This is a genomic window from Chryseobacterium viscerum, assembly GCF_025949665.1.
GTDB classification, from domain to species: Bacteria; Bacteroidota; Bacteroidia; order Flavobacteriales; family Weeksellaceae; genus Chryseobacterium; species Chryseobacterium viscerum_A.
In genome coordinates this window covers 158097-184191 of the sequence record NZ_JAPDFT010000003.1, presented here as the reverse complement: position 1 = coordinate 184191, position 26095 = coordinate 158097, and the positions used below count along the sequence as shown (strand labels likewise).

Sequence of the window (26095 nt, the reverse complement as noted above, 5' to 3'; positions counted from 1 at the left end):
ATAAATTTAGATTTCTTCCGTTATTTCAAAAAAAATCTTAAAAGTTTCTTAAAAAAATTATATATTTACGGCTTAATTATAAAAATTAACATGAAAAGGATATTTCTTTTATTATTGTCTGCGTCGGTAGCATCGGTATCTTGTTCAGGTGGTGGCAGCTCTTCTGTAGGGAAGCCAGGAACAAAAGGAGAATTGATACCAAGAGAAAAAACTAAATCATTTGTTGCGGAAAGACCATACGGAATGGTCGCAATTCCTGCAGGTTCATTTGTTGCTGGTTTAGCAGACCAGGATCCAACAAATACTCCTGAAAAAACAGCATTGAAGACAGTTACTGTTTCTTCTTTCTTCATGGATGAAGCAGAAACTACCAACTCGGAGTACAGAGTATTTATCAACTATGTAAGAGACTCTATTGCGAGAACTTTACTTGCTGAAGCTGCCGGAGAAGGTGGTGATGAAGGCGGACGTAAAGGAGCTAGCATAGGGGATTATGCATACCTTGCTAAAAAAGAAGAAAATTTAACACCTTATCAAGAATATATGGAAGGCCAGGGCGGCCGGGAAGACGGAAGTTATGATGCCAGCAAAAGATTAGATTGGAAAATTCCTTTGCACTGGAGCACAACAAAATATCCGGATGTAGAATACGCAGAAGTTTTAGAATCTATGTATCTGCCTTCTTCTTCCAGAATTGGAAACGAAAGAATTTTAGATGTAAGCAAGCTTAAATATACTTACCGTTGGGGAGATATGGACGCTGCAGTTGCAGATAACGAAAGAGGAGCTAATTACCTGAAAAGCGAAAGTATCGCGATCTATCCTGATACTACAGTTTGGGTAAAAGATTTCCACTTTGCTTACAATGAGCCATTGTTTGAACAGTACTTCTGGCACAAGGCTTACAAAGACTATCCTGTTGTTGGGGTAACCTGGGATCAGGCAAGGGCTTATTGTAACTTCAGATCTAAATTGAAATCTGATTACAACGAAAGTTTAAAAAGAAAAAAACAAAAACCATTAGTATTCCGTCTTCCAACAGAGACAGAATGGGAATATGCTGCCAGAGGAGGAATGCAAAATGCTACTTATCCTTGGGGAGGTCCATATTTAATGGATGACAGAGGATGTTACCTTGCCAACTTCAAACCGAAGAGAGGTAACTATATGGAAGATGAGAAAAAAGGTACTTATACATATACAGCTCCAGTTAAGAAATTTAAGAAAAATGGGTTTGGGTTATTTGATATGGCTGGAAACGTTTCTGAATGGACATTATCTTCGTTTAACAATTCATCAGCTGGATTCACTTCTACATTAAATCCTTCTACTAAGGATAAAAAAGATACGAAGAAATCTGTAAGAGGTGGATCTTGGAAAGATATAGGATATGCACTAATGACAGGTGCTAGAGATTGGGAAAGAAAAGATTCCGCAAGAAGCTATATCGGATTTAGAACTGTACAGGATATCCCTGAAGCAGCTGTTAAACCAAGAAGAGTTAACAGAAATTAATCAGACAATTTTTCAATAACAATTTTATTTAACATTAAAAAAACTAACTCAATATGTTTAAGACTAAAGATGCTTGGATGAATTTCTTTTATTCATTCGGTGCTGCAATTGTAATTCTTGGAGCTTGGCTTAAAATTACTCACATTACCTTGGGACCAATTAACGGTAACATCGCTCTTACCGTGGGACTTATTACTGAAGCGATTATCTTTATCATTTTTGCATTTGACCCTCCAAAATCTGAAGAGTCTTATGCTTGGGAAAATGTTTATCCTGAATTATTAGATAAGCATGCTAATCCTAACCCATTACACTCTAATGTATCTTCTAGAAATAACAACGCTGCAGCTCAATTTGCTGAATTAGAAAATTCTCTTTCTACCAAATTGGACAAAATGCTTGAAGACGCTAGATTAGATGTTCAATTATTTGAAAGACTAAGAACAGGAATTGATAAATTTTCAAATTCTGTAGATCAGATCAATCAAACTGTTGACGTATCTGCTTCTACTCATAAATATAATGACCAATTAAATAAAGCTGCTCAGCATATGGAAAGCATGAATGCTCTTTATGCAATGCAACTTGAAAGCGGTAAAAAGCAATCAGAATTTGCTAACAAATATGTAGCAGATATGCAGAAATCCGCAGAGCAATCTGAGAAATTCAATCAAGAGCTACAAGGTTTAACTTCTAATCTTAATAACTTAAATAGAGTTTATGGTGGTATGTTAACTGCTATGAAGTCTTAATTCCTAACCATTTCTAAATTTAACTACTTAATCAAAAAACAAAGAAAAGAGAATGGCACAAGGAAAACAGACCCCTCGTCAGAAGATGATCAACCTGATGTATTTGGTGTTCATCGCGATGATGGCCCTAAATATTGATGCAGAAATCATCAGATCATACTATGACTCTACCAGAGCATTGAATGAAACCAGAACTTTAACAGAAAAAAAGAACGAGAAGATCTTTGAAAGAACATTGGAAGCTAAGGCTCAGCAAGTTCCGGATACCTACGCGCAGCCTTGGGCTCAGTACAAAGTATTGAAAACCAAAATTGATGCGTTAGTGAAATCTGCTCAGGATGTTAAAGATTTGTTGAAAAAACAATCTGAATTTCATGATAAAGATCCTAAAACAGGAAAAGATATTGATGTAAGTGAAAACTTTGCTGCACTTAATAACAACGAAGCAACTACTGAATATTTCTTCAAAGAAGGTGATGAAAATACTCCTTCAAAGAATGCATTAGATCTGAAAGCTAAAATTGATGATGTAAGAAACTACATCAATACTACTTTTGGAAGCAATGCTCAGCTACAGGATTTAGTGGCAAGAGCTAACAAGTCTCTTATTGCGGAATATCCTAAAGGGACATCTCCAAATGAAAAGACTTGGTTCCAGAATAAATTTTATCATCAGCCGCTAATTGCTGCAATATCTAATTTGGAGATTATCCAAAATGATGCCAGAAACGTACAATCTGATGCATTAGCTCTATTGCTTCAGGAAAAAGTAGATGCGAATATTAAATTCTCAAGCTACGAGCCTATTGTTTCAGGTCCGGTTGATATCCAGGCAGGAAAACAGGCTGAAGTAAAAGTAATGTTAGGAACATATTCTAACAGTAACAAAATCAGTATCTCTGGTGTAAGCAGAGTGGAGAATGGTAAAGGTATTACGCAAATTTCAGGTTCTGGAATTGGTGAACATAAATTAGGAGGTACAATTACATTAACAGATGCTTCAGGTAAGCCGCAATCTTTCCCTTGGACACATACTTATAATGTAATCGCAGGACCTAGAGAAGTAAAACTTGAAAAAGGATTATTGCTTTCTGCCGATAAAATGAATGTAATGTATAGAGGACTTGAGAACCCTGTTTCAGGATCAATCTTAGGTGCTGACAATTCTAAACTTTCATTATCTGCTGCAGGTGCTACTGTGAAAGGTAAAGGTCCAGGTAAATGGGATGTAACTCCTACTACAGGAAATGTAGTGAAGTTAACATTATCAGGAACAGATCCATATGGTAAGACAGTTTCTCAGGTATTTGAGTACAGAATTAAGAATATTCCTAGACCTCAGGGTCAGATCAGAGGTAAGGCTGTAAACTTTATGCCGGCAGGTTCTATACCTAACCAGATTGTATCAGCTACTTTACCTGACTTTGACTTCCCTGTTTCGTTTACTGTGAACAGCTTCATTATCAAGCTTCCAGGAAAAGCAGGTACTCTGATTCAAGGTAGCTCATTATCAGGAGCAGAAGGTATGCTTAGAAACCTAAGACCTGGTGATGTAGTTCAGATCTATGATATTCAGGCAACGGCTACAGGATTGGGTAACCAGAGACTTAAGGAAATTTCACCTGTAATTATTAATGTACAATAAGGTTAATTTGTAAAATCATATTATGAAAAAATATATTAGCACCCTTTTGGTTTTAGTTTCGGGATTCGCGTTTTCCCAGACTATTCTGAATGCTGCTTCTCCCGAGGAATTTAGACAAATGAGATCTGAATCAATGAGAAAAGCAGGGGATACTGTTATCAGCAATAAAGTAAAGCCTCTTGAATATGGTTTCGTTGATGACAAAGATATTTACAAAAGTATGTTTGTTTGGGAAATCATTGATATGAATGATAAGATCAACCAGCCATTCTATTATGACAATCCGGATGGTCTTCTTTCAAGTTCTACAAGATCTTTATATCAGTTATTACTTGATGGAGCTCTTAAAGGAGACATTAAGGAAGTTTATGATGACGAAAACTTTGTGACAAGACTTTCACCTGAAGCTATTCAGAAAAGATTGGAAAGTGTAAGACTTGACGAAGAAGCAATTGATATTCTTAACTCTGGAAGAACCCTTACAGAAGATGAGAAAAAAAGATTAACAGATATCATCAGAACAACAACTGATAAAGTGAAAGTTCTTAAAGTGATGGGTATGTGGTTCATCGATAAGAGAGACGGTCAGATGAAATACAGACCTTTGGGTATCGCAGCTATGGGACCAGATCCTACATCTGTTGGAAGAATCGGTCCTGACGGTCAGCCTTTAGCTGGTGCTGATGAATTGATCGACTTATTCTGGATCTATTATCCAAGTGCTCGTGATATTTTAGCAAACAATTATGTTTTCAATAGAAAAAATTCTTCTGCAGACCTATCTTTTGATGATATCATCAATGCAAGAAGATTCTCTTCTATTATCTACAAGTCTTCAAGCGGTTTAGGAGATGGTACAATCAAAGACTATATTCCTAGAAATGCTGAAGAACAGCTGGAAGAAAGCGATAGAATCAAATCGCAGATTCTTGATATGGAAAATGATATGTGGAATTACTAGATTTCACTTGATATTTATAGAAAACCTGAGTATTTTTACTCAGGTTTTTTTATTATGAAATCACCCTTTGTTTATTGCCGATCAATAATCAATGACATAGGCGATTACATATGACCTTTAAATAAATGAAATTTCTCATGAAAAATGTAGATTATATTATTGTAGGAGACGGATATGCAGGGCTTTTCCTGGCTCATCAGCTAATTAAGAACAATAAATCGTTTGTGATCTTTTCTGAAGGAAGAAAAAGTGCTTCACAGATTTCTGCCGGAATTATCAATCCCGTTGTTCTTAAAAAGTTTACCACATTCTGGAAAGCACAGGAACAAATAAACTATCTTAAAGACAGTCTTAAAGAAATAGAATCTTATACCGGAGAAAATTATCTGATCAATGCTCCCATCCATAGAATTTTTCATGATGAGAATGAACAGAATCTTTGGTTAAAGAAATCAGGAAATGAAGAATTATCGGCTTTTCTTGATGAAAATTTTGATCGTTTAAACGGGGTAAAAAACGATTTTCAGACCGGAAAGGTGAATCAGTCTGCCAGACTCAATGTTAATGGTTTTTTTAGCGGTTTATTCAATTATTTGGAAAAAAATGATCATTTGGTAAAAGAAAGATTCGATTATACCAAATTGAACCCTTCTGAATCCGTTTATAAAGATTTTTATTTCAAAAATATTATTTTTTGCGAAGGAATGGGAGTGAAAGATAATCCATACTTTTCAGAAACAGCGGTGGTTCCCAATAAAGGACATCATATAAAAGTGAAACTTTCCCAACCGATTCCGGAAAACATCACCATTAAAAAGAAACATTTCTTATTTCCAACCGGAAACGGACTTTATTTTTATGGCGGAACTTACGACAGAGACCAGCTTCACCACCATATTGATGATTCTGCAGTCTCTCAACTGGTCAACGGGCTTTCTGAATTTTATCCTTATGATTTTGAAGTCGAGGAAGTACATTTTGGCTTCCGTCCTACTGTAAAAGACAGAAGGCCAATCATCGGAAGACATGAAACATGGAATAATTTATATGTTTTTAATGGAATGGGCGCCCGCGGTATTCTCAATGGCTGCTATTTTTCCAGGGATTTATTCCGTTTTATTGAAGACGGTACTCCGTTGCATGAAGAAGTTTCATCTAAGAGGTTTCAATAGCATTTCCTGGCATAAATATTCAAAATTGTAAAATAAATGGACGAAAATATATTAGGAATCATTGCCGGTTTTCTTACTTCGGTTTCGATGATTCCGCAGCTTGTAAAGGTGATCAGAGAAAAAAATGTAGAAGATATCTCTCTGCTCATGCTTCTGGTCCTTATTTCAGGACTTTCGTTGTGGGTATGGTATGGTTTTGAAAAAGATGAGCTGCCAATTATTTTGTCAAATTCATTTGCAGTTCTTGTGAATATAAGCCTTTTGATTTGCTATATAATGTACAATAAAAAAGAGTAATCCTATATAAATGAAAAAGACACCTTATCAAAAAGGTGTCTTTATATTTTTACTATAAAAGATTCAATTACTGAAGAACAAATTTAGCTAAAGGAGCCATTCTTGCCTTGTTTAATGTAAGCGTATTTCCATTTACAGAGTAGTTATCTGCAGCAAGGACTGCTTTTGTAAACTGGTTTTCAATATCCAGATCTTCACAAGCCATCATCGTAGACATTCCCTGATTGAATTTTATTCTCATGATTTCAGGTTTGATCTCGAAAGTTCCTCCAAATCCGTTACATCCGGCATGACCTTCATATCTCATTCCATCCATATTAAGTTTGAAATGAGGATTGTTTTTAGGGTTTTTAAGTTCAATTGGTTTCCCGTTAAGCTCTGTAAGTTTCCATGTTTTTCCAGTAATATCAGTAGTCGCTTTTTGTGCGTTTTGTGTTTTACATGAAACAACAAGAAATGTTGCGATAACAAGTACCGATAAATAATAATATAAACTTTTCATAATGTTTATTTTTTTTAGTTGAATGCTATTCCTTATGCTAATACGATGCCATTTTTGCCGGTCCAGACTCTTTTTTTGCCTGTTTAAGATGGAACAGCACCATGTCTACATTCTTTTTAAGGAAAGTTATATTTCCTTTAATATCAGAATATTGATACTCTTCATTGGAGGCTGTATACTCAGGTAAAGCATCGCTTTTTTTAAGGTCAAAAGTTTTACCGTTTAAATGTATTGTTGCGGTATTTTTAGTGTTGTTGATGGTTACTTCTATCTTTTCTCCATAGCTGTCAACATACACATCTTTGAAAATTTCGTCTGTGTTTTCGGGAGTAGCAGCGGTAATGGTTTCAGCTTCTTTTCCGGGATGTTTACACGCTGTTAGGGAAAGAATGGTCAATCCCAAAAGGATTGGTGTTAATAATTTTTTCATAGTGATAAGTGATTTTAAAGTGTTTCATGAATTATGATATTAATACTATATAAATTTACAAATATTTTTAATAAATATATGTTAATTTTACATAAAGTAACAGTAAATTTAAATTTTTTTGATTTTAACTCACTGTTTTTTGAAACATTATTCACAAAACTGAAAGTAATAATTATTGTAGAAAAGTGGGGATAATGGTTGTTAATGCGGGATTTTTAACCATCTTATTCTCAAGAGTATAAAGTGTTTTTTTTTCGTTTATCATTTGTTGTGTAAATTTTCGGCAAAAATAATTCAAAAAGAAGAGAGTAACAATAAGTAAATGTTAATAATTCTAATTTATGATAAAGTTTAGGTTAGAGTATAGAAACTTTTAAAATAGAGTACCAGGTCACTTAAATGTTCAAAAACGCAACAGCTTTAAAATTAAAATTTCCTTAAATCAACAAAAGTGGCTTAGTTTTTGAAAATTGAAACCTGCATAGATTAGATATCAGGATTGCCCGAATTATGCTTGAATAAAAGAGAAATTTAATATTTATTACCTTTTTATATTCAGGTATTTTAAAGAAGAGTTAAATTTTGTTAATCCATGATGATAATATCATAATCTGGGTGTACATTTGCAACTTCAAAATGAGAAACTTTATAGTATACTTTTTAACTGGTCTTTTTCTGCTCTTTGTAGTAGAAAGCAGACTCAACGTTAAAACTCTTCGAAATGACTATTCAGGTCATGTTTCTCATCATCTGCCGAAAAGAGCCAACCGTCTTAATCAGACTTTTGAAAAACTTTCTGTTCAGCAGATGGCCGATACCGTAGACAATTCCACATTAGAACTTGCAGAAAATGATTTCCAGCTGTCTGATGTATGGCAGGCTATTGTTGTTTTTGCAGGAGTTTTCAGCCTGGTTTATATTTTTGGGTTAAAAAGCCATAAAAGGTTTAGACCTGATATTCATGGCTTTATTCTTGGCTTTGCCACCAAAAGATTTATTCTTATCCGTTCTATTAGAATTTAAAATTTCATCAATCTACTCATTTTCTACCTGATTCCGGGTAGAAATACTTTGCGTTGTGTATGCTGGTAATCATCACATCGTACCCCCTTTTATTACCGTTTTTATTTCTATCAAAACATTAACGATTTATATAAACTCTAGAATTATGATAAAGAGAGTTGCTTCGGGAATTGCGCTGAGTGCCCTTCTGTTGGCGGTTGGCTGCAATAAGAAAAAAGAAGAAAAAGAAGAAGTTACCGTATATCCGGTGACATCTCCTGTAGTAATGGACACTGTAATCAACAAAGAATATGTAGCCCAGATTCAATCTGTAAAAAACATTGAAGTAAGAGCTCAGGAAAAAGGTTTCCTGGAAAAAATCTTTGTAGATGAAGGACAATACGTACAGGCGGGACAGACATTGTTCCGAATCATGCCTAAATTGTACCAGGCAGAATTATTAAAAGCAAAAGCAGAGGTAGAACAGGCTTCTATCGAATTGAAAAATGCAAGTACATTAGCAGGAAACAATATTGTTTCTAAAAATGAAAAAGCAATGGCAAAAGCCAAGCTGGATGCTGCTAATGCTGAAATGAAACTGGCTCAGATCCATCTTTCATTTACTGATATCAAAGCACCGTTCTCTGGTGTTATCAACAGAATTCCTTTGAAACTTGGAAGTCTTGTAGATGAAGGTGATTTGCTGACTTCATTGTCAGATAACACAAGTATCTATACTTACTTTAACGTTTCTGAACCGGAATATTTAAGTTATCAGACTCACGCTGCAGACAGAGGAAGCAATCAGGTATCCCTGATCACAGCGAATGGAGAAACCTATTTGCAGAAAGGTGAAATCCAAACCATAGAAGGAGAATTTGATAACGAAACAGGTAATATTGCGTTCCGTGCCAAGTTCCCGAATCCTGATAAGCTTTTGAGAAATGGCGAAACAGGGAAAATACAGATGTCAATGCCTGTTCATAATGCATTAATTATTCCTCAGAAAGCTACTTATGAGATTCAGGATCAGAAATATGTATTTGTGGTTGATAAAAACGGAGTAACGAAATCCCGAAATATCAAAATAGCTTATGAACTTCCGGATCTTTATGTAGTAGGTTCAGGAATATCAAAAGGAGATCAGATCCTTTTGGAAGGAGTTCAGAAAGTGAAGGATGACCAAAAGGTGAAAACAAAATTCCAGGACCCTAAGAAAGTTCTTCAATCATTGAAATTAAAAGCAGAGTAGTGGTCTCTAAAATGAAGTAGTATGTTTAAGAAATTCATTCGCAGACCAGTTCTGTCTATAGTAATCTCATTGATTATTGTATTTATGGGGATATTATCACTGGTAAAACTTCCCGTGACGCAGTTCCCATCCATTTCTCCGCCTAAAGTAAATATTACCGCAGAATATCCCGGAGCTAACAACGAATTGTTGATTAAATCCGTAGTTATCCCTTTGGAAAGAGGATTAAACGGGGTTCCGGGTATGAAATATATGACCTCGGATGCCGGAAATGATGGGGAAGCTTCCATTCAGATTGTATTTGACCTGGGAACAGATCCCAACGTAGCTGCAGTAAACGTTCAGAACCGTGTATCTTCAGTGGTGAATAAACTTCCTCCTCTTGTAGTACGTGAAGGGGTGAAAATCACTCGTGAGGAACCGAACATGTTGATGTATATTAACCTGTACAGTGATGATCCTAAAGCTGACCAGAAATTCCTTTTCAACTATGCAGATATTAACGTAATGTCTGAATTGAGAAGGGTAAGCGGTGTTGGTTTTGCCGATATCCTGGGAACCCGTGAATATGCAATGCGTATCTGGCTTAAACCAGATAGATTAACAGCTTATAATATTTCAGCTGATGAAGTAATGGAATCTCTGAATGAGCAGAGTTTGGAAGCTTCTCCGGGTAAAACGGGAGAAAGTTCAGGAAAACGCTCTCAGTCATTTGAATATGTATTAAAATATCCGGGACGTTTCAATAACGAAAAAGATTATGGGAACATTATCTTAAAAGCAAAGCCGGATGGAGAATCTGTAAGACTGAAAGATGTTGCAGACATAGAATTCGGAAGCTCCATGTATGATATTTATTCCACATTGAACGGAAAACCATCCGCGGCAATTACGGTAAAACAATCCTACGGATCTAATGCAAGTGACGTTATCAAAAACGTAAAAGCATTGATGAAGGATCTTGAAAAGAATAACTTCCCTAAAGGGATGCATTACGATATCAGTTATGACGTTTCCAGATTCCTGGATGCCTCTATGGAAAAAGTAATCCATACCTTATTTGAGGCCTTCGTTTTGGTTGCTATTGTGGTATTTTTATTCCTTGGAGATTGGCGTTCAACATTGATTCCGGCGTTAGCCGTTCCGGTTTCATTGGTAGGAACATTCGCTGTAATGTCTGCCTTTGGAATTACCCTGAATATGATTTCCCTCTTTGCCCTGGTAATGGCAATCGGGGTTGTAGTAGATGACGCGATTGTGGTAATTGAAGCCGTACACGCCAAGATGGAAGAAAAACACCTTTCTCCATTGAAGGCAACAGAAGAAGCAATGCATGAAATCAGTGGGGCAATTATCGCAATTACATTGGTAATGGCATCCGTATTTATTCCGATTGCATTTATGTCCGGACCTGTAGGAGTATTTTACCGTCAGTTCTCTATTACAATGGCTTCATCCATTATCTTATCCGGAGTTGTGGCACTTACTTTAACACCGGCATTGTGTGCGTTGATCTTAAGAAATAACCACGGAAAGCCTAAAAAGAAAACTCCGGTTACGATTTTCCTGGATAAATTCAATAACATCTTTACAAAAGGAGCAGGGAAATATGAGAAGATGCTGAATAAAACAGTGACGAAAAAAACAATCACATTACCGTTACTGCTAGCATTCTGTGCCTGTACATTCTTCCTGAGTAACTCTTTGCCTTCAGGATTTATTCCGGCTGAAGATCAGGGAATGATCTATGCTATTATCCAGACTCCTCCGGGATCTACATTAGAAAGAACCAATCAGATTGCTAAAGAACTTTTAAGAGAATCTGAAGATATTGACGGCGTGCAGTCTGTTTCATCTCTGGCAGGATATGAGATTTTGACAGAAGGTACCGGATCCAACTCTGGAACTTGTCTGATCAACCTTAAAAGCTGGGAAGAACGTAAAGAATCCGCCGCTGAAATCATAGAAAAACTTGAGGAAAAAGCGAAGAATATCCCAGGTGCCAATATAGAATTTTTCCAACCGCCTTCCGTTCCGGGATATGGAGCTGCCGGTGGGTTTGAACTTCGTCTGCTTGATAAAGCAGGAAGCGGAGACTATCATAAAATGGAGCAGGTGAGTAATGACTTTGTGAAGGAGCTTAAAAAACGTCCGGAACTTGGATCGGCATTTACATTCTATTCCGCGAGTTTCCCACAATATATGCTCAAGATTGATAATGATCTTGCAGAACAAAAAGGAGTAACCATTGAAAAAGCAATGGACAACTTATCTACATTGATCGGGTCCAACTATGAGACGAGTTTCATCCGTTTTGACAGACCTTATAAGGTAATTGTTCAGGCAGGACCTCAATACCGTGCTCTGCCAACAGATCTGTTGAAACTGTATGTTAAAAATGATAAAGATCAAATGGTTCCTTACTCAGACTTCATGCGATTGGAAAAGGTATATGGACTGTCTGAGATCACAAGACATAATATGTATAACTCTGCAGAGGTGAGTGGAACTCCGGCACCCGGATATAGTAGTGGACAAGCGATTAAGGCTATTCAGGAAGTCGCAGATAAAACACTTCCAAGAGGTTTTGGTATCGACTGGGCGGGTATTTCAAAAGATGAAGTAAGCCGTGGAAATGAAGCTGTATTTATCTTCCTGGTATGTTTAGGATTTGTTTATCTGATTCTTTCTGCACAATATGAGAGTTTTATCCTTCCGCTTCCGGTAATTTTATCCCTTCCGGTAGGTATTTTCGGAGCGTTTTTATGCTTAAAACTTTTAGGATTGGAAAATAACATTTATGCACAGGTGGCCATGGTCATGCTCATCGGGCTCTTGGGTAAAAATGCGGTGTTGATTGTTGAGTTTGCCGTACAGAAAAAAGCAGAAGAAGGAATTCCTGTAGCAAAAGCGGCTATTGAAGGTGCAGCCATTCGTTTCCGTCCGATTCTGATGACATCGTTTGCATTCATTGCCGGTTTGATTCCATTGGTTATTGCAACAGGGCCGGGAGCAGTTGGTAACAGGACAATTGGTACTGCAGCGGCAGGAGGGATGTTGATCGGAACCATTTTCGGATTGATGATTATCCCAGGATTATATTACATCTTCGGAACGATTGCAGACAAGTCCAGGCTGGCGAAATATGAAGAAGAGAATCCTTTAACAGAACAAACTGAACCTTATGAACATGATGGAAAATTTGAAGACTAAAAATATAATCACAGCCATTGCCTTATCACTTGTTCTTGCAAGTTGTAAGGCACCCATGGCGACTGTCATAAAAGACGAAGTAAAAGAAAATATTCCTCAGAACTTTAATCAGGAAGAGCAGCAGGATGCCAATAACAATAGTGGAACAACTCCATGGAGACAATTCTTTACGGATCCAAACCTGGTAACCCTGATTGAAACTGCTTTAAAAAATAATCAGGAACTATTAATTACCCTTCAGGAGATTGAAATTGCGAAAAGTGGTGTTTTAGCTAAAAAAGGAAGGCTTACTCCTACTGTTTCTGCGGGAATAGGTGCCGGGCTAAAAAAAGCTGGCCGCTATACCAGTGAAGGGGCTGGCGATGCTACTACAGAAATAGAGCCTGGGAAAGAAATGCCAGATCCACTTGGGAATTTTGAAGCGGGATTAAATGCAAGCTGGGAAATTGATATCTGGAAAAAACTCAGAACTGAAAAGGAATCTGCAGTAGCTCATTATCTTTCTACAGTAGAAGGGAAAAACTTTGTTCTGTCTAATCTTATTGAAGAAGTTGCAGACAATTATTATGAATTACTGGCTCTTGATAATCAGTTGGATATCATACAGCAGTATATCAAACTTCAGCAAAGAGCATTGGAAATTTCCAAAATTCAGAAAGAAGCTGCAGCTGCAACAGAGCTGGCAGTGAAAAAATTTGAAGCAGAATTGGCGAAATCTAAGGCTGCAGAATATACAATCCGCCAACAGATCACTGAGAAGGAAAACGGAATTAATGCGCTTTTGGGAAGATATCCACAGCCCATTGTGAGAACAAAGGAAAACTTTATGTCTACGATTCCTCCGACAGTCTATACCGGAATTCCATCACAGCTATTGGCAAACCGTCCTGATATCAAGCGGGCAGAACTGGAATTAAAAGCATCAAAGCTGGATGTGGAAGCAGCAAGAAAAGAGTTTTATCCTTCTCTGGAAATTTCTGCAACATTAGGGTTGGAGGCTTTCAAACCATCTTATCTTGTTAAATTACCTGAATCCATTGCTTATAATCTGGCAGGTGAATTGGCAGGACCACTTATTAACAAAAGTGCCATAAAAGCGAATTTCCAGACAGCAGATGCAAAACAGGTTCAGGCGTTGTACGAATATGATAAAACCATTTTGAATGCTTATCTGGATGTTGCCAATCTGATGTCAAAGGTTAAAAATATAGATCAGTATTATCAGTTGAAATCACAGGAAACCAAAGCCCTGGATCAGTCTATTGATATTGCCAATCAGTTATTCCGTAATTCCAGAGCAGATTATCTTGAAGTTCTTTTGAATCAAAGAGATGCTTTGGATGCTAAAATGGAACTTATTGAGGCAAAACAGAAACAGCTCAGCACAGTAGTTGACATCTATAAAAGTTTAGGTGGAGGCTGGAAATAAAACATCATAATTCTATCAATAAACAGTTAATGTTTTTTGGAAGGGTCAATTCTTTTGAGTTGGCCCTTTTTTGTTTTTAATGCGACAGGTTTTGTCGCAATGTTAAGATAGTTTTGTAATAGAATAAGACAAGTTTAATATGTTTTAAAGAGGATTTAACAATAAATAGTATGATTTACAGCATACCACATTAAAATAATTTTCATGTCTTAAAAAGTGTTAAATTCGCGCAGTTTTAAGAAACTAATTACTAACTCAAAAAACAACAATACGGGAATGAAAAAAATCTACCTCGGTGCATTCATCTTATGCACGGTCCTGAGTATCTCTGCCCAGGAAGTGGTATGGCAAAAAGATATCAAATCCTCTACTCAGGATTTTCTTAGCCAGGTCACCACAACTATTGATCAGCAGTATCTGATAACGGGAAGCTCGATTCAGAGCGACAAATTACAGCAAACGAGCAAACAAAACAATGGTTATGATTTCCATCTGGTAAAATTGAATCAGCAGGGAGAAGAAGCCTGGGAGAAATACTTCTTGGGATCAAATCATGATTATTTATCAGCAACAGTAACCACACAAGATGGTGGATTTTTATTAGCCGGAACTTCCTATTCAGGAAAGGGATTGGATAAAAAAGAGGACTCGAAAGGCGGGTCAGATATCTGGTTGATCAGAATCAATGAATTTGGAGATGAATTGTGGCAGAAAACTTTAGGAAGCTCCTCAGACGAAGAAGCAAGAGCTGTGATTCAAACTACAGATTTAGGATTCTTTGTTGCAGGGAATGTTCAAAACTCTTCAAAAGGTTATGGTTCCAAAGACGTCTTAATTACCAGAATCGATAAAAACGGAAAAGAACTCTCCCAATTAGTCTTAGGCGGAAAAGGCTTAGACGAAGTAGAAACGATGATTCCAACGAAAGATGGAGGAGCATTGTTAGGGATCTATTCGAGGAGTTCCGAGGTTCGTATTTCGGGATCTGAAAAGGGTTCTGAGATGCGAGGTGTGGGTTCTGTGTCAAACGTTCAAAACTCGAATCCCGTATCCCGAAACTCGAAACAAACTGAAAACTTCGGAGAAGGTGATTACTGGATCGTAAAACTCGATAAAAATGGAAAAGTAGAATGGGAAAAGAACTTTGGAGGGAAAGGAGATGATCACATCAGAACGCTAGCTCTAACTTCAAATGGCTTCATCATTGGTGGAGAATCCAGATCAGAAAGATCAGGAAATAAAACTGTAGGTATTGAAGAAGGAACAGATCTTTGGCTGATTTCTTTAAATGAAAGAGGAGAGGAGCAGTGGCAGAAATCTTACAACTTCAAAAATAGGGATATTTTGATGGGAATCAGCGTTCTTCATTCAGCAGATGATAAGTCTTCCAAAGGAATCCTATTAGGAGGCTATACTCAGGCAGAAGGAAGAATACAAGCCGATGATGAAACTTTCTGGATGCTGTATTTGGATCAGAATGGCAATGAACAGTGGAGAAAGCATGTAAAAGGAGAATCCAGACAAAAAGAAGAAAGACTTTCTGATTTAAAACTGAACAGAGATGGTTCTATTGTTCTGGCAGGAACAAGTGCAGAAGAATTAGGCAAAGAGAACTGGAAGATTGTAAAGCTGGGAGACAAGCAGGTTGATCAGTTGATGGAAAAATACGATATCAAGATCTATCCAAATCCTGTGTCTGATTATGCTTATGTAGAAATCGGCTTTGATTTTAAGGATGCTGATATTCTGTTGTATGACATGAGTGGAAGACAGCTTCAGAACCTGAAAACTAAAAATAAAGTAACTAAGATTAATACTCAGGCTTTGGTGCAGGGAGCTTATCTGATTACTATAAAAACAAATGAAAATAAAACTGCTAACGCGAAGTTGATCAAATTATGAGAAAATTAGTATTAATAAGTATATTCTTTGTGTCATTATTTAATGTTCAAGGACAATCATCACAATACGTTCCAAAGCCTATTGATATAAAATCACCGCAAACCTACGAAATGGAGAGGTTCGGAAACACCCCCGTAAATCTTTATTCGGGCAGTGTTGATGTTGGTGTCCCACTATACAGCACAGAAATACCTGGAACTGGAGAAAGCTTTGCTCTTAATTTAGCATATAATTCCTCAGGGTTTATTCCTGCTAAGCAATCTAATTATGTCGGGCAAGACTGGTTTCTAAATTATGGAGGAGCAATTACCAGAACTATTAACAATGTTCCTGATGATGTTAAGCATAGTCCAGTTACAGACGGGGATCACACAGGTGGAGGGTATCTTTTAGGTGCAAGAACAGTCGAATCTCTAGGGCTCACAAATCAGGATGTTTTCGATATACAATATCCTCGCTCCTCAGTTTTTACAAGTCCACCATATTATCATTTTCCATATTTAAGTCCAGAACAGAAAATAGGAAAGTTTTATGAACTAGAGCCCGATAAATTTAATTTTAATTTCATGGGAATTTCTGGTTATTTTTACATTGGTATTGATCTAAAGCCTGTAGCAGTATCCAACGATCCTAATCTAAAAATAGATATATCTGGAATTACTATTCAAAATGATCCCAACGCTTTCTGTAAGCCCGATCCTTCTCAGATTATTATTACTGATGGAAAAGGAAACAAATATTATTTTGGAGGTGATATTGATAATCTAGAAGTTTCCTATGATTTAGGAATTTTAAACGAAACTCCAGAATACACACCTTCCTATAATATGAAAATAATGTCGTGGTATTTATCCAAAATTGAATACGTTAACAGTCGCAATGTTATTATTGAAAACAAAAAATATGGCTCTAATTGGACTACGTTTTGTCATGGTAATTATTTTCCTCCCCAAGATTATAGTGAAAATACGTTCAAAGGATTAAATCAGAGTTTTTTTGACCTGACCTTTTATGTATCAGGTAGAAGAGATATTAGACCTGGTAAAACTGAGACCAACTATTATATGGGACCTGAAGGTAATTTTAAAGGTGCGCTGAGTATGAATTTGGTTAAAAAGGTATTCCCTGCGAAAATAATCATTGATAATGTGGCAACGATCACGTTTGATTATACAGAGTTTCCTGCTTACACTTCATATATTGATCATTATGGGGCTCCATATGCTTATGGATATAAATCTTTTAAATTAAATAAAGTATCTGTATTCAATAATCAAAATAAAGAAATAAAAGCTATTAACTTTAACTACAATAGGATAAAAGATTATTTTTTCCTTTCTTCTGTGATGGATGGTGATAAAAAATATTCATTTGATTATTATAAAACTTCCAATCTGCCCAACCATGCTACTTTTGGTATTGATTTTTGGGGGTATTGGAATGGTAAACCAGAAAATAACCAATTAACTCCTGATTATGTATTTAATAATTCTTTATTAAGTTCTGATATTGTTGGGGATCAAAGGAATCCAAATCCTGAATTATGTGACGTAGGACTACTAAGAAAAATTGAATATCCTACAGGGGGACACTCTTCTTTTTATTATGAGCCTCATATATATTCAAAAACAATCTGGAGAGATACAAATTCTCATTTCTTACAGTACATGAGAAACCAAACAGGTATTGTTGGAGGTGCAAGGATAAAAAAAATAATTGATTTTGATGGAAAAGAACAAAATATCAGAGATTTTACTTATGAGAGGGATGCTGATAACGGTTCGCTTTCAGCTAAAAGCAGTGGTATTAATAACTCTTTCTTTACTTATGTTTATTTGGATCACCCCCAGATATATATGTTTCTTAATCCTGTTCTTGATATTACAAGGCCAAATGAATCAATAAATAGCATAAATACTAATACATATACGAATAATCCTGTTAATTATTCACAGGTAAATGAATGGGTCAATAATAAACTCTATAAAAAAAATTATTTTTCAGATTTAGAGAATATTCCTGATGGAATGCCAGATAAAGATATTAAAAAAGATTATGTTATTCCAGATGTTCAGGATAGTTATAAAAATTTAACACTTAGATATGTAGATTATGGTTATTACAGAGGGAAATTGCTAAAAACGAACTATATGGGGGAGCAAGGAATCCCTGTGAAAAAAGTTGAAAATCAATATAGTATTATCAAATTACAAAATAAGGATCAATTTGTAACATGGGGAGCTTTTGAGCATCTAGTATATAACAGGTATTACAAGATCAATCTTAATCAGCAACTTCTGACTTCTACAACGACTACAGATTTTCTAAGCGGAAATATAATAAGTACAAAAACTGACTATAACTATGATACTAACCTAACCAATAACTTAAAATCAGAAGAATCTATTTTTGCAGATCAGACAAAATCAAAAACAACTTATAAATATGCTAATGATATTTCAGGTTCTGCAGATCTTATTCAGAAAAACATGTTAAGTATTCCTTTGGAAACAACAATTTATAAAAATAATGTTCCACTCGCTAAAACCAAACTAAGTTATAGTACAAACTGGAATGGACATACTAAACTTTTACCTAAACAGACGCAATCTATACTATTAAATACAATTGATACTTCTTCTGAAACATCAGAAAATGAGATTATATATGACCAATATGATACAAAAGGAAATCTTTTGCAATATCATACAAAATCAGGAACCAATACAAGTATTATATGGGGATATGATCAAACCTTGCCTCTAGCGAAAATAGAAGGTCTTGACTATAATTCGTTATTAGCAATATCTGGAATGTCTAATATCATAACTGATTTGCAAACTAAATCTGTTGCAGATGTGGATGATTTAACGGAACAAACTCTCAATAATGCTTTGAATGATTTTAGAAAAAATCAATATTTGACCAACTATCAAATAACCACTTACACTCATAATCCGTTAATAGGAGTTAGTAGTATTACTCCTGCTAATGGAATCAGGGAAATATATAAGTACAATACTAATACTAATAGACTTGATAAAATTATTTCAGCAGATAATCAGGTACTAAAAGAATACCAATATAAATTTAAACAACCTGTCAGTGGGCTGTTCTATAATGATGAAGTATCAAACTACTTTATTAAAAAAAATTGTACTAGTGGTTTAGTTGGTGAACGCTATTTATATATCGTTCCAGAGAAAAAATACAGTTCTACTATTAGTAAAGATGATGCAAATCTACAAGCTTTAGCTGATTTAAAGAATAATGGACAATCGCAGGCAAATTTATATGGTAATTGCGTAGCCGCTACTTGTACTTTTAGCTCTTCAGATGCCATTCCTTATTGGTCTGTAGGTGTGTCTAAAATTTCTCCTGTTACCGTTCAGTTGACTTTTGATGGCATATTTATAGACGATGATATTGTGATAAAAAATCTTTTATCACAAGGTGTAAAAGTTGGAAAAATTAATGGAAACTGCGTACCTGCTGTAAAGCGTTATGGAGAAATCACAAGTAGAAACAGGGTGTGGTCGATTTCTGTTGAATCTAATGGTGATGTCATGTTGAAGTTTTTATACGAAACAGCCGCATATACCCCTTCTTCAATTGTTAATTTTACATTTACATACGATTTATATTATTATAATGCGGAACAGAAACAAAACTTCACCAAGAATAACTGTACAGTTGGAACTTTTGCTAATCCTTACACTTATGTAGTTCCTGCTAAAACATATATGTCTGAAATAGCTCCATGGGATGCAGATCAGAAGGCTCTGGATGATATCAGCGCTAATGGGCAGAATGTAGCTAACGCAAATTCTGTCTGTTTATATTTTAATATAGAAAAAAGCCAAACCTTCACTAAGAACTGTCCACCAGGAGGTATTGCAAGCTATACTTATATTGTACCTGCAAAAAAATATTCCTCTGATATAAGCCAGGCAGACGCAAATCAAAAAGCGTTAGATGAAATCAATACTAATGGACAAAATCAGGCTAATGCTGTGCCATGCTTTTATAATGTAGAAAAAAGTAAAGTATTTACAAAAAATTGTTCTGCAGATGCAGAATCAAATACCTATTTCTATGTAGTGCCTGCAAAAAAATACTCTTCTGATATTAGCCAGGAAGATGCTGATCAAAAAGCAATGGATGATATCAATACCAATGGTCAAAATGAAGCCAACAACAGTCCATGTACTTATATTGGATGTGATATAATGTCACAGAACGGGATTACACTTGGAGCTAGTTCTTTTGTAACCCAACCAAGTTCGGGGCATTTTAAAGCAAATTTGAGTATAATTGCTCCAAACAATACCTATTGGTATAATAGTACAATGGCAAGTATTCCAGCTTCTTGTAGACCCAATTCCACAAAAGTCATCAATAATGTTATAGAATATGGTACACATACTTTATGGAAAGTTACAATAAATACAAACGGAAGTATTGTTTTAACTCCAAGTGTAACTGATCCTGGTCCTAACCATGGCGGAATGGCAATTGCGGGTAAAGGAGCTTCTTTTGTTTTTGAATATGATAAAAATTAAAAACTGATGAAAAAAATAATAATTCTGATAAACATTTTGTTTATTACAGGAAAAGTGCAGGCACAATTGAACCCGACAGATAACTATATTCAAGCCAAAACTTATCTTGATTATAATGGAACTTCAGTTACAAAATCCTCAGAAACAGTTCAGTATTTTGATGGTTTAGGAAGGCCCAAGCAGATTGTTAATGTAAAAGCTTCCCCATTAGGACGAGATGTGGTTACCCCCATTAAATATGATTCGTTCGGAAGACAGGTTCAGGATTACTTACCTGTTCCCCAGGGAGGAACTTTGAATGGGGCAATTACCCCTGATCCTTTAAGCAATGTAAGCAGTACCCCCTATGGCTCAGAAAAGATTTATTCAGAAAAGGTTTTAGAAAACTCACCTTTGGGTAGAGTGCTAGAACAAAAGCAAGTAGGTAATGATTGGAACGGAAAATCTATTAAGTTCGGATATGAAGCCAATTCTACCTTAGACAAGGTCAAAAAGTTTACTGCTCTTACAAAGTGGGTAAATAATGCTACAGAGTCAGATATCGTTGATAGTGGAATGTATGCAAATGCCCAGTTGTATAAAAATACAATAACGGATGAAGACGAAAACAAAACCATAGAATTTAAAAATGGTAAAGGACAGGTTGTATTGGTAAGGAAGGTTATCAGTGCTACCGAAAATGCAGATACATTTTATGTTTATAATGAGTTTGATCAATTAGCATTTGTTGTCCCCCCACTATTATCTAAATTAGACACTTGGACAACAGCACAGCGTGATGACTTAGCATATCAGTACCGATATGATACAAGGGGCAGACTAGTTGAAAAGAAGCTTCCCGGCAAAGGCTGGGAATATATGGTGTATAATAAAGCGGATCAGCTTATCCTGACCCAGGATACAGTGCTCAAAGGAAAAGGGCAATGGCTTTTTACCAAATATGACCAGTTTGGAAGAACTGTTTACACTGGGATCACAAATAATACTGCCAGCAGAGCATCAATGCAAAACAGTGTTAATGCCAATGCGAATTTATATGAAACTAGGACTGCGACAGCGGGGCTGACCTTAAATGGCATGCCGGTATATTATACTAAGCTTTCGACCCCTACCAGTGTTACTCAGATCTTAAGCGTTAATTATTATGATACCTATCCTGGATACAGCTTTAATCCTGCACTACCAGCGAATATACCTGATATGACCGTCTTAACGGAAACCCCTACCCCTGACGGTAGAAGTACCAAAGGCTTACCTGTGATGAGTTTTGTAAAAAATATTGAAGATGATAACTGGACAAAGAACTATACTTATTACGATCAAAAGGGGAGGGTTATTGGAACTCATTCCATCAATCATTTAGGAGGTTATACCAGAACAGAATCCGAGTTGGATTTTACCGGAATACCAAAGAAAACGGTTACTCTTCATAAGAGATTAGCGAATGAACCTGGAGTTACCATCACAGAACGTTTTGAATATGATAATCAGAACAGATTACTGGTTCATAAGCATCAGGTAGATGATAAACCGGAACAAATCCTGACACAAAACAGCTATAACGAGATCTCACAGCTTACAAACAAAAAAGTAGGCAATAATCTTCAAAGTATTGATTATAATTATAATATCAGAGGCTGGCTGACTCATATTAATAAAGGTCAGATGACAGTTCCTGATTTAGGAGGAAAGCTATTTTCCTACGAAATCAAATACAATCAGATGAATGGAATAGAGAATCCTGATCCGGCATTATTTTCCGGGAAAAATGTAAAGGCGAAATACAATGGTAATACAGCAGAAGTAGACTGGAGAGCCGTAGAATCTATAGGAGCCAATCCTCCTATACAACCTAAGAGATACGGTTATGCCTATGATGCGTTGAACAGACTGTCAGCAGGGTATTATCAAAATCCTGTGAACCCTTACAGCAAAGAACATACAGAATCCTTAGCGTATGACCTGAATGGGAATATAAAAAGCCTTTACCGTACTGCTGCTTTGGAAGGAAATAATACAACCGCTACAGTCATTGATGAATTGGAATATATTTACGGATCCAATAATCTGACCAATCAGGTATCCATCATTAAAGACCACAAGAATAATCCATCAGGATATGAAGGCGGAGGTGGTACTATCCAGTATGACCTTAATGGAAACATGTGGCAGATGCCGGATAAAAACATCAGCAAAATCACCTACAACCATCTGAACCTTCCCAATAAAATAGAATACGGGAATATGGGACTTTCGGGGATGCATAATTATCTTTACAGGGCTGATGGTATTAAGGTTCAGAAAAAGCTTCCTATGTTTGAATGTGGAATTATCAACTGTTATACTGTAACCCAAATCACAGATTATCTCGATGGATTTCAGTATTATCACAGTGAGTCCGATAACAATGGCGGAGGTGGTATTGAAGGACTCCGTATGATGTCCGAAAAGTTGAAATATGCCCATGAACAGCAGGCTTACAGTGTAGAAAGTGGAATTGTCACCGCAGAGAACCAGCAATTGAATACTCCTTTAGGAATAACAACAGTTAAGACTCCCCAACTCATGTTTTTTCCTACAGCAGAAGGATTTTATGATTACGGAAAAGATCAGTATATTTACCAGTATGAGGATCATCTTGGAAATGCAAGGATAAGTTTCGCAAGAAATAGCGCAGGCGCTCTTGAAATCACAGATGCTAATGATTATTACCCATTTGGGATGAACCATCTGAAGACTGGAAACGCATTCTATGGACCGGGAAGTTATAAGAATTATAAGTACAACGGAAAGGAACTTCAGGAGACAGGGATGTATGATTATGGGGCAAGATTCTATATGCCGGATTTGGGAAGATGGGGAGTAACGGATCCTTTGGCAGAAATGTATAGACGATATTCACCTTATAACTATACCCTAGATAACCCAATAAATTATACAGACCCCGATGGTAGGTGGGTTAGAGGAGCAGGTTTTTTTAATAATCTTTTCAAATCAGATGCTAGAATTCATGCTGAGCAGTGGGCTGATAAATTAGGTTCAGGTTCTTATGGTATAGCTGTTAATAAAGGAAGTAATGGAACATGGAATGTAAGTTCTCATACTACTAACTTAAGTATTACAGATATTTTTAATTCAAAAGGTCATGTTAGTACATTTTATGTTGGAAGTGCTGGAGGAGGGGGTATAGGTACCCCACCATCATCTGGTGATCCTTGGGGATCTACATTTGGTTCTGTTCCTGAATCACGTGGTAAAACGGAACTACAGATGCAGGTTTCTGAGAATCCATTAGTACAAGGTGCAGCTATTGATTTGCTTACTGGAGGTACAGGAGCCGCTATATCTTCACTACGAACTGCTAATAGGATCAGGAGATTGAGCTCTCGAGTTGAAAGGACAGCATCTGATATCTATGCTTCTGGAAGTGCACCATCGGCAGTGGTGGGAGCAGAACTAAATGGACAAACAGTAATTGGAATTAGTGCAGATGCTCCGACTGAAATTGCACCACAATTACAAGATGTAGTAGAAATGCTAGGTGGAGCTGGAACAAAAAATATTCATAAAACATCAGTAGCATGTTGTGCGGAATTTCATGCTGGAAATGAATTGCTCCTAAAAAATCCACAAGCCTTTCCATCACAAATTAATTTTACAGGAGCAATACGACCTAGAACAGGAAAAGTTGTTCAAATGTGTGGTAATTGCAAAGCAACTTTTGGAAAATAAATATTTTTTATGTATACAGAGATAGAACAACAAGCATTAGACATCGATTGGTTTTTTACAGATGGTAAATATATAGGTTTTGTTGCATCTGGTGGAGGAAAATTGCCTAAAACGGTTGCTAATTCATCAGTAAACAATAAAAAACTATTATCTTATTTTAAGGGTTTATCAACAATATCTGATCCAATAGTAAATCCTTTGTTAGATGAATTATTAACTAAAATATTTGGAAGTGGTGTTGATGAAAGATATTTAAGAGATTTTATCTATTTTACTCAAAGAGGTCTTTATTCTTTTGATAAGACTAATTTAAATGATTTTATAGATAATCAGTATCATTTGGTTGCTACTCCAATAAAACCCTTAGAAATAATTGATTTACCTCCGGATATTTTAGATATTTTGATGCAAACTAAAATTGAAGGTGATATAAATTTGATAAGCGATTTGGATGTTAGTAAAATAACATAAGCAAAATATCCCCACTGGCGCGAGCATCTCGCTCGCCCACAAAGAATAAAACCACTGCAAAAGCAGTGGTTTTTGTTTTAAAAAGTCCTCGTACATCCTATCAAAATACCATAAACCACTTTATAAACACCCGTTAGCCACCTGGAAAGTACCTCTAGCCACTATAGTAAGTATCTTCAGCCCCTTTATAAAGTGGCTGGACCCCCTTCGGAACAGCCTCCAACTACTTCATTAACGGTCTCCAGACCGTTCTATAAGTACCTTTACCCACTTATCAAAGTGGCTGGAGACCGTTAATGAACCCCCTCTACCCCCTTACCCAAGGGGGTAGAGGGGGTAGAAGGATATTAAAGTACCTGATAATTTCATTTTTCGATACATGAACTTTTGGAATTAAAACAAATCATCTCAGAATATTTTAATTTCCTAACTTTGTAGTTCTCAATAACAATCAAAACAAAACTATGTCAATCACGACCGAAGATCAGATGATCGGAATGCAAAAAGTAAGTGAAGCCGTTGCCTATACTTTGAAAAAGATGATGGAATATGCTGAACCCGGCATGACCACAAAAGATCTTGATGAATACGGAGCCAAAATACTGGAAGGGTTCGGGGCAAAATCTGCTCCTTATCTAACGTATGGATTCCCAGGCTGGACATGCATCAGCGTGGATAATGAATTCTGCCATGGTATTCCGACTGATCAAAGGATTTTGAAAGAAGGTGATCTCATCAATATTGACGTTTCTGCTGAACTTGGTGGATATTGGGCTGATAACGGAGGCTCTTTTGTCATTGGAAAAGATATTCATGGGCATCAGAAATTGGTGGAAGCATCTAAAGAGATTTTAAAGAAAGCTATTGACAATATAAAAGGCGGAGTGAAAATTGCTGACATAGGGCATTTAATGGAAACAGAAGCGAAGAAAAGAGGTCTTAAGGTCATTAAAAATCTTGCCGGACATGGAGTAGGAAGAAGCTTACACGAGCAACCCGATGAATTGCTGAACTATAAAAACCGTTTTGATTCCAGACGTTTTAAGAAAAACTCTGTGGTGGCTATTGAAACTTTTATTTCCACTGATTCCAATCTTGCAGTAGAATTGAAAGACGGATGGACAATGGTAGGAAATAAAGGCGGCTATATGGCTCAGCACGAACATACCATTGTAATAACCGATGGAAAACCCATCATTCTCACCGAAATGAACGAAATCCTGAATTAAACTAAGATTGTTTATCTCATAGTAAGTAA

17 protein-coding genes are annotated in these 26095 nt (G+C 36.2%); 15 read left to right on the top strand and 2 right to left on the bottom strand.

Going from position 1 to position 26095, the window contains the following annotated elements:
* Window positions 1-90 precede the first annotated feature (90 nt).
* From gldK to OL225_RS17595, 6 genes are all read left to right on the top strand, one after another.
* On the top strand, window positions 91-1515 hold the full coding sequence (gene gldK, locus OL225_RS17620; RefSeq protein WP_047377857.1) for a gliding motility lipoprotein GldK: 1425 nt from the start codon (window positions 91-93) through the stop codon (window positions 1513-1515).
* Between the two features lie 53 nt (window positions 1516-1568).
* Complete coding sequence (gldL, locus tag OL225_RS17615) at window positions 1569-2267, top strand: gliding motility protein GldL (RefSeq protein ID WP_047377858.1); 699 nt, start codon at window positions 1569-1571, stop codon at window positions 2265-2267.
* Window positions 2268-2319: 52 nt separating this feature from the next.
* On the top strand, window positions 2320-3912 hold the full coding sequence (locus OL225_RS17610) for a GldM family protein (protein ID WP_264519095.1): 1593 nt from the start codon (window positions 2320-2322) through the stop codon (window positions 3910-3912).
* Window positions 3913-3934: 22 nt separating this feature from the next.
* A complete protein-coding gene (gene gldN, locus OL225_RS17605; RefSeq protein ID WP_047377860.1) occupies window positions 3935-4873 on the top strand; it encodes a gliding motility protein GldN in 939 nt (312 codons plus the stop codon).
* Between the two features lie 137 nt (window positions 4874-5010).
* On the top strand, window positions 5011-6045 hold the full coding sequence (locus tag OL225_RS17600) for an NAD(P)/FAD-dependent oxidoreductase (RefSeq protein ID WP_264519094.1): 1035 nt from the start codon (window positions 5011-5013) through the stop codon (window positions 6043-6045).
* A gap of 36 nt (window positions 6046-6081) precedes the next feature.
* Window positions 6082-6342 (top strand): SemiSWEET transporter, encoded by a 261-nt coding sequence (locus tag OL225_RS17595; protein ID WP_047377862.1) that lies wholly within the window; start codon window positions 6082-6084, stop codon window positions 6340-6342.
* Between the two features lie 67 nt (window positions 6343-6409).
* Here the strand turns inward: OL225_RS17595 and OL225_RS17590 are convergent, their stop codons facing one another.
* Both OL225_RS17590 and OL225_RS17585 read right to left on the bottom strand, forming a co-directional pair.
* Entirely contained in the window at window positions 6410-6844 is a 435-nt protein-coding gene (locus OL225_RS17590; protein WP_264519093.1) for an META domain-containing protein, read from the bottom strand.
* A gap of 37 nt (window positions 6845-6881) precedes the next feature.
* On the bottom strand, window positions 6882-7274 hold the full coding sequence (locus OL225_RS17585; protein ID WP_047377864.1) for a multicopper oxidase domain-containing protein: 393 nt from the start codon (window positions 7272-7274) through the stop codon (window positions 6882-6884).
* Window positions 7275-7910: 636 nt separating this feature from the next.
* Between OL225_RS17585 and OL225_RS17580 the strand changes: the two genes are divergently transcribed.
* From OL225_RS17580 to map, 9 genes are all read left to right on the top strand, one after another.
* Window positions 7911-8297, top strand: coding sequence for a hypothetical protein (locus OL225_RS17580; RefSeq protein WP_047377865.1), 387 nt, complete (start codon window positions 7911-7913; stop codon window positions 8295-8297).
* 148 nt (window positions 8298-8445) lie between these two features.
* On the top strand, window positions 8446-9528 hold the full coding sequence (locus tag OL225_RS17575; protein ID WP_413541859.1) for an efflux RND transporter periplasmic adaptor subunit: 1083 nt from the start codon (window positions 8446-8448) through the stop codon (window positions 9526-9528).
* A 21-nt stretch (window positions 9529-9549) separates the two neighbouring features.
* The gene (locus tag OL225_RS17570; RefSeq protein ID WP_047377866.1) at window positions 9550-12741 is read left to right on the top strand and encodes an efflux RND transporter permease subunit; all 3192 of its coding nucleotides are present in this window, start codon (window positions 9550-9552) and stop codon (window positions 12739-12741) included.
* Window positions 12713-14170 carry a TolC family protein gene (locus OL225_RS17565; protein ID WP_264519091.1) on the top strand — a complete coding sequence of 486 codons (1458 nt, stop codon included), beginning with the start codon at window positions 12713-12715 and terminating at the stop codon, window positions 14168-14170. The genes OL225_RS17570 and OL225_RS17565 overlap by 29 nt, the downstream gene beginning before the upstream one ends.
* Before the next feature lie 276 nt (window positions 14171-14446).
* Window positions 14447-16072, top strand: a complete 1626-nt coding sequence (locus OL225_RS17560; RefSeq protein ID WP_264519090.1) for a T9SS type A sorting domain-containing protein — start codon at window positions 14447-14449, stop codon at window positions 16070-16072.
* A complete protein-coding gene (locus OL225_RS17555; RefSeq protein WP_264519089.1) occupies window positions 16069-20634 on the top strand; it encodes a DUF5977 domain-containing protein in 4566 nt (1521 codons plus the stop codon). Before OL225_RS17560 ends, OL225_RS17555 begins: the two co-directional genes overlap by 4 nt.
* Before the next feature lie 6 nt (window positions 20635-20640).
* Window positions 20641-24366, top strand: coding sequence for an RHS repeat-associated core domain-containing protein (locus OL225_RS17550; RefSeq protein ID WP_264519088.1), 3726 nt, complete (start codon window positions 20641-20643; stop codon window positions 24364-24366).
* Between the two features lie 9 nt (window positions 24367-24375).
* Window positions 24376-24837 carry a hypothetical protein gene (locus OL225_RS17545; RefSeq protein ID WP_264519087.1) on the top strand — a complete coding sequence of 154 codons (462 nt, stop codon included), beginning with the start codon at window positions 24376-24378 and terminating at the stop codon, window positions 24835-24837.
* Window positions 24838-25301: 464 nt separating this feature from the next.
* Entirely contained in the window at window positions 25302-26066 is a 765-nt protein-coding gene (gene map / locus OL225_RS17540; protein WP_264519086.1) for a type I methionyl aminopeptidase, read from the top strand.
* Window positions 26067-26095: the final 29 nt, after the last annotated feature.

Bases quoted from the DNA above. Each gene is read 5' to 3' on its own strand.
- gldK (WP_047377857.1), top strand. From the start codon at position 91: ATGAAAAGGATATTTCTTTTATTATTGTCTGCGTCGGTAGCATCGGTA.
- gldL (WP_047377858.1), top strand. From the start codon at position 1,569: ATGTTTAAGACTAAAGATGCTTGGATGAATTTCTTTTATTCATTCGGT.
- OL225_RS17610 (WP_264519095.1), top strand. From the start codon at position 2,320: ATGGCACAAGGAAAACAGACCCCTCGTCAGAAGATGATCAACCTGATG.
- gldN (WP_047377860.1), top strand. From the start codon at position 3,935: ATGAAAAAATATATTAGCACCCTTTTGGTTTTAGTTTCGGGATTCGCG.
- OL225_RS17600 (WP_264519094.1), top strand. From the start codon at position 5,011: ATGAAAAATGTAGATTATATTATTGTAGGAGACGGATATGCAGGGCTT.
- OL225_RS17595 (WP_047377862.1), top strand. From the start codon at position 6,082: ATGGACGAAAATATATTAGGAATCATTGCCGGTTTTCTTACTTCGGTT.
- OL225_RS17590 (WP_264519093.1), bottom strand. From the start codon at position 6,844: ATGAAAAGTTTATATTATTATTTATCGGTACTTGTTATCGCAACATTT.
- OL225_RS17585 (WP_047377864.1), bottom strand. From the start codon at position 7,274: ATGAAAAAATTATTAACACCAATCCTTTTGGGATTGACCATTCTTTCC.
- OL225_RS17580 (WP_047377865.1), top strand. From the start codon at position 7,911: ATGAGAAACTTTATAGTATACTTTTTAACTGGTCTTTTTCTGCTCTTT.
- OL225_RS17570 (WP_047377866.1), top strand. From the start codon at position 9,550: ATGTTTAAGAAATTCATTCGCAGACCAGTTCTGTCTATAGTAATCTCA.
- OL225_RS17565 (WP_264519091.1), top strand. From the start codon at position 12,713: ATGAACATGATGGAAAATTTGAAGACTAAAAATATAATCACAGCCATT.
- OL225_RS17560 (WP_264519090.1), top strand. From the start codon at position 14,447: ATGAAAAAAATCTACCTCGGTGCATTCATCTTATGCACGGTCCTGAGT.
- OL225_RS17555 (WP_264519089.1), top strand. From the start codon at position 16,069: ATGAGAAAATTAGTATTAATAAGTATATTCTTTGTGTCATTATTTAAT.
- OL225_RS17550 (WP_264519088.1), top strand. From the start codon at position 20,641: ATGAAAAAAATAATAATTCTGATAAACATTTTGTTTATTACAGGAAAA.
- OL225_RS17545 (WP_264519087.1), top strand. From the start codon at position 24,376: ATGTATACAGAGATAGAACAACAAGCATTAGACATCGATTGGTTTTTT.
- map (WP_264519086.1), top strand. From the start codon at position 25,302: ATGTCAATCACGACCGAAGATCAGATGATCGGAATGCAAAAAGTAAGT.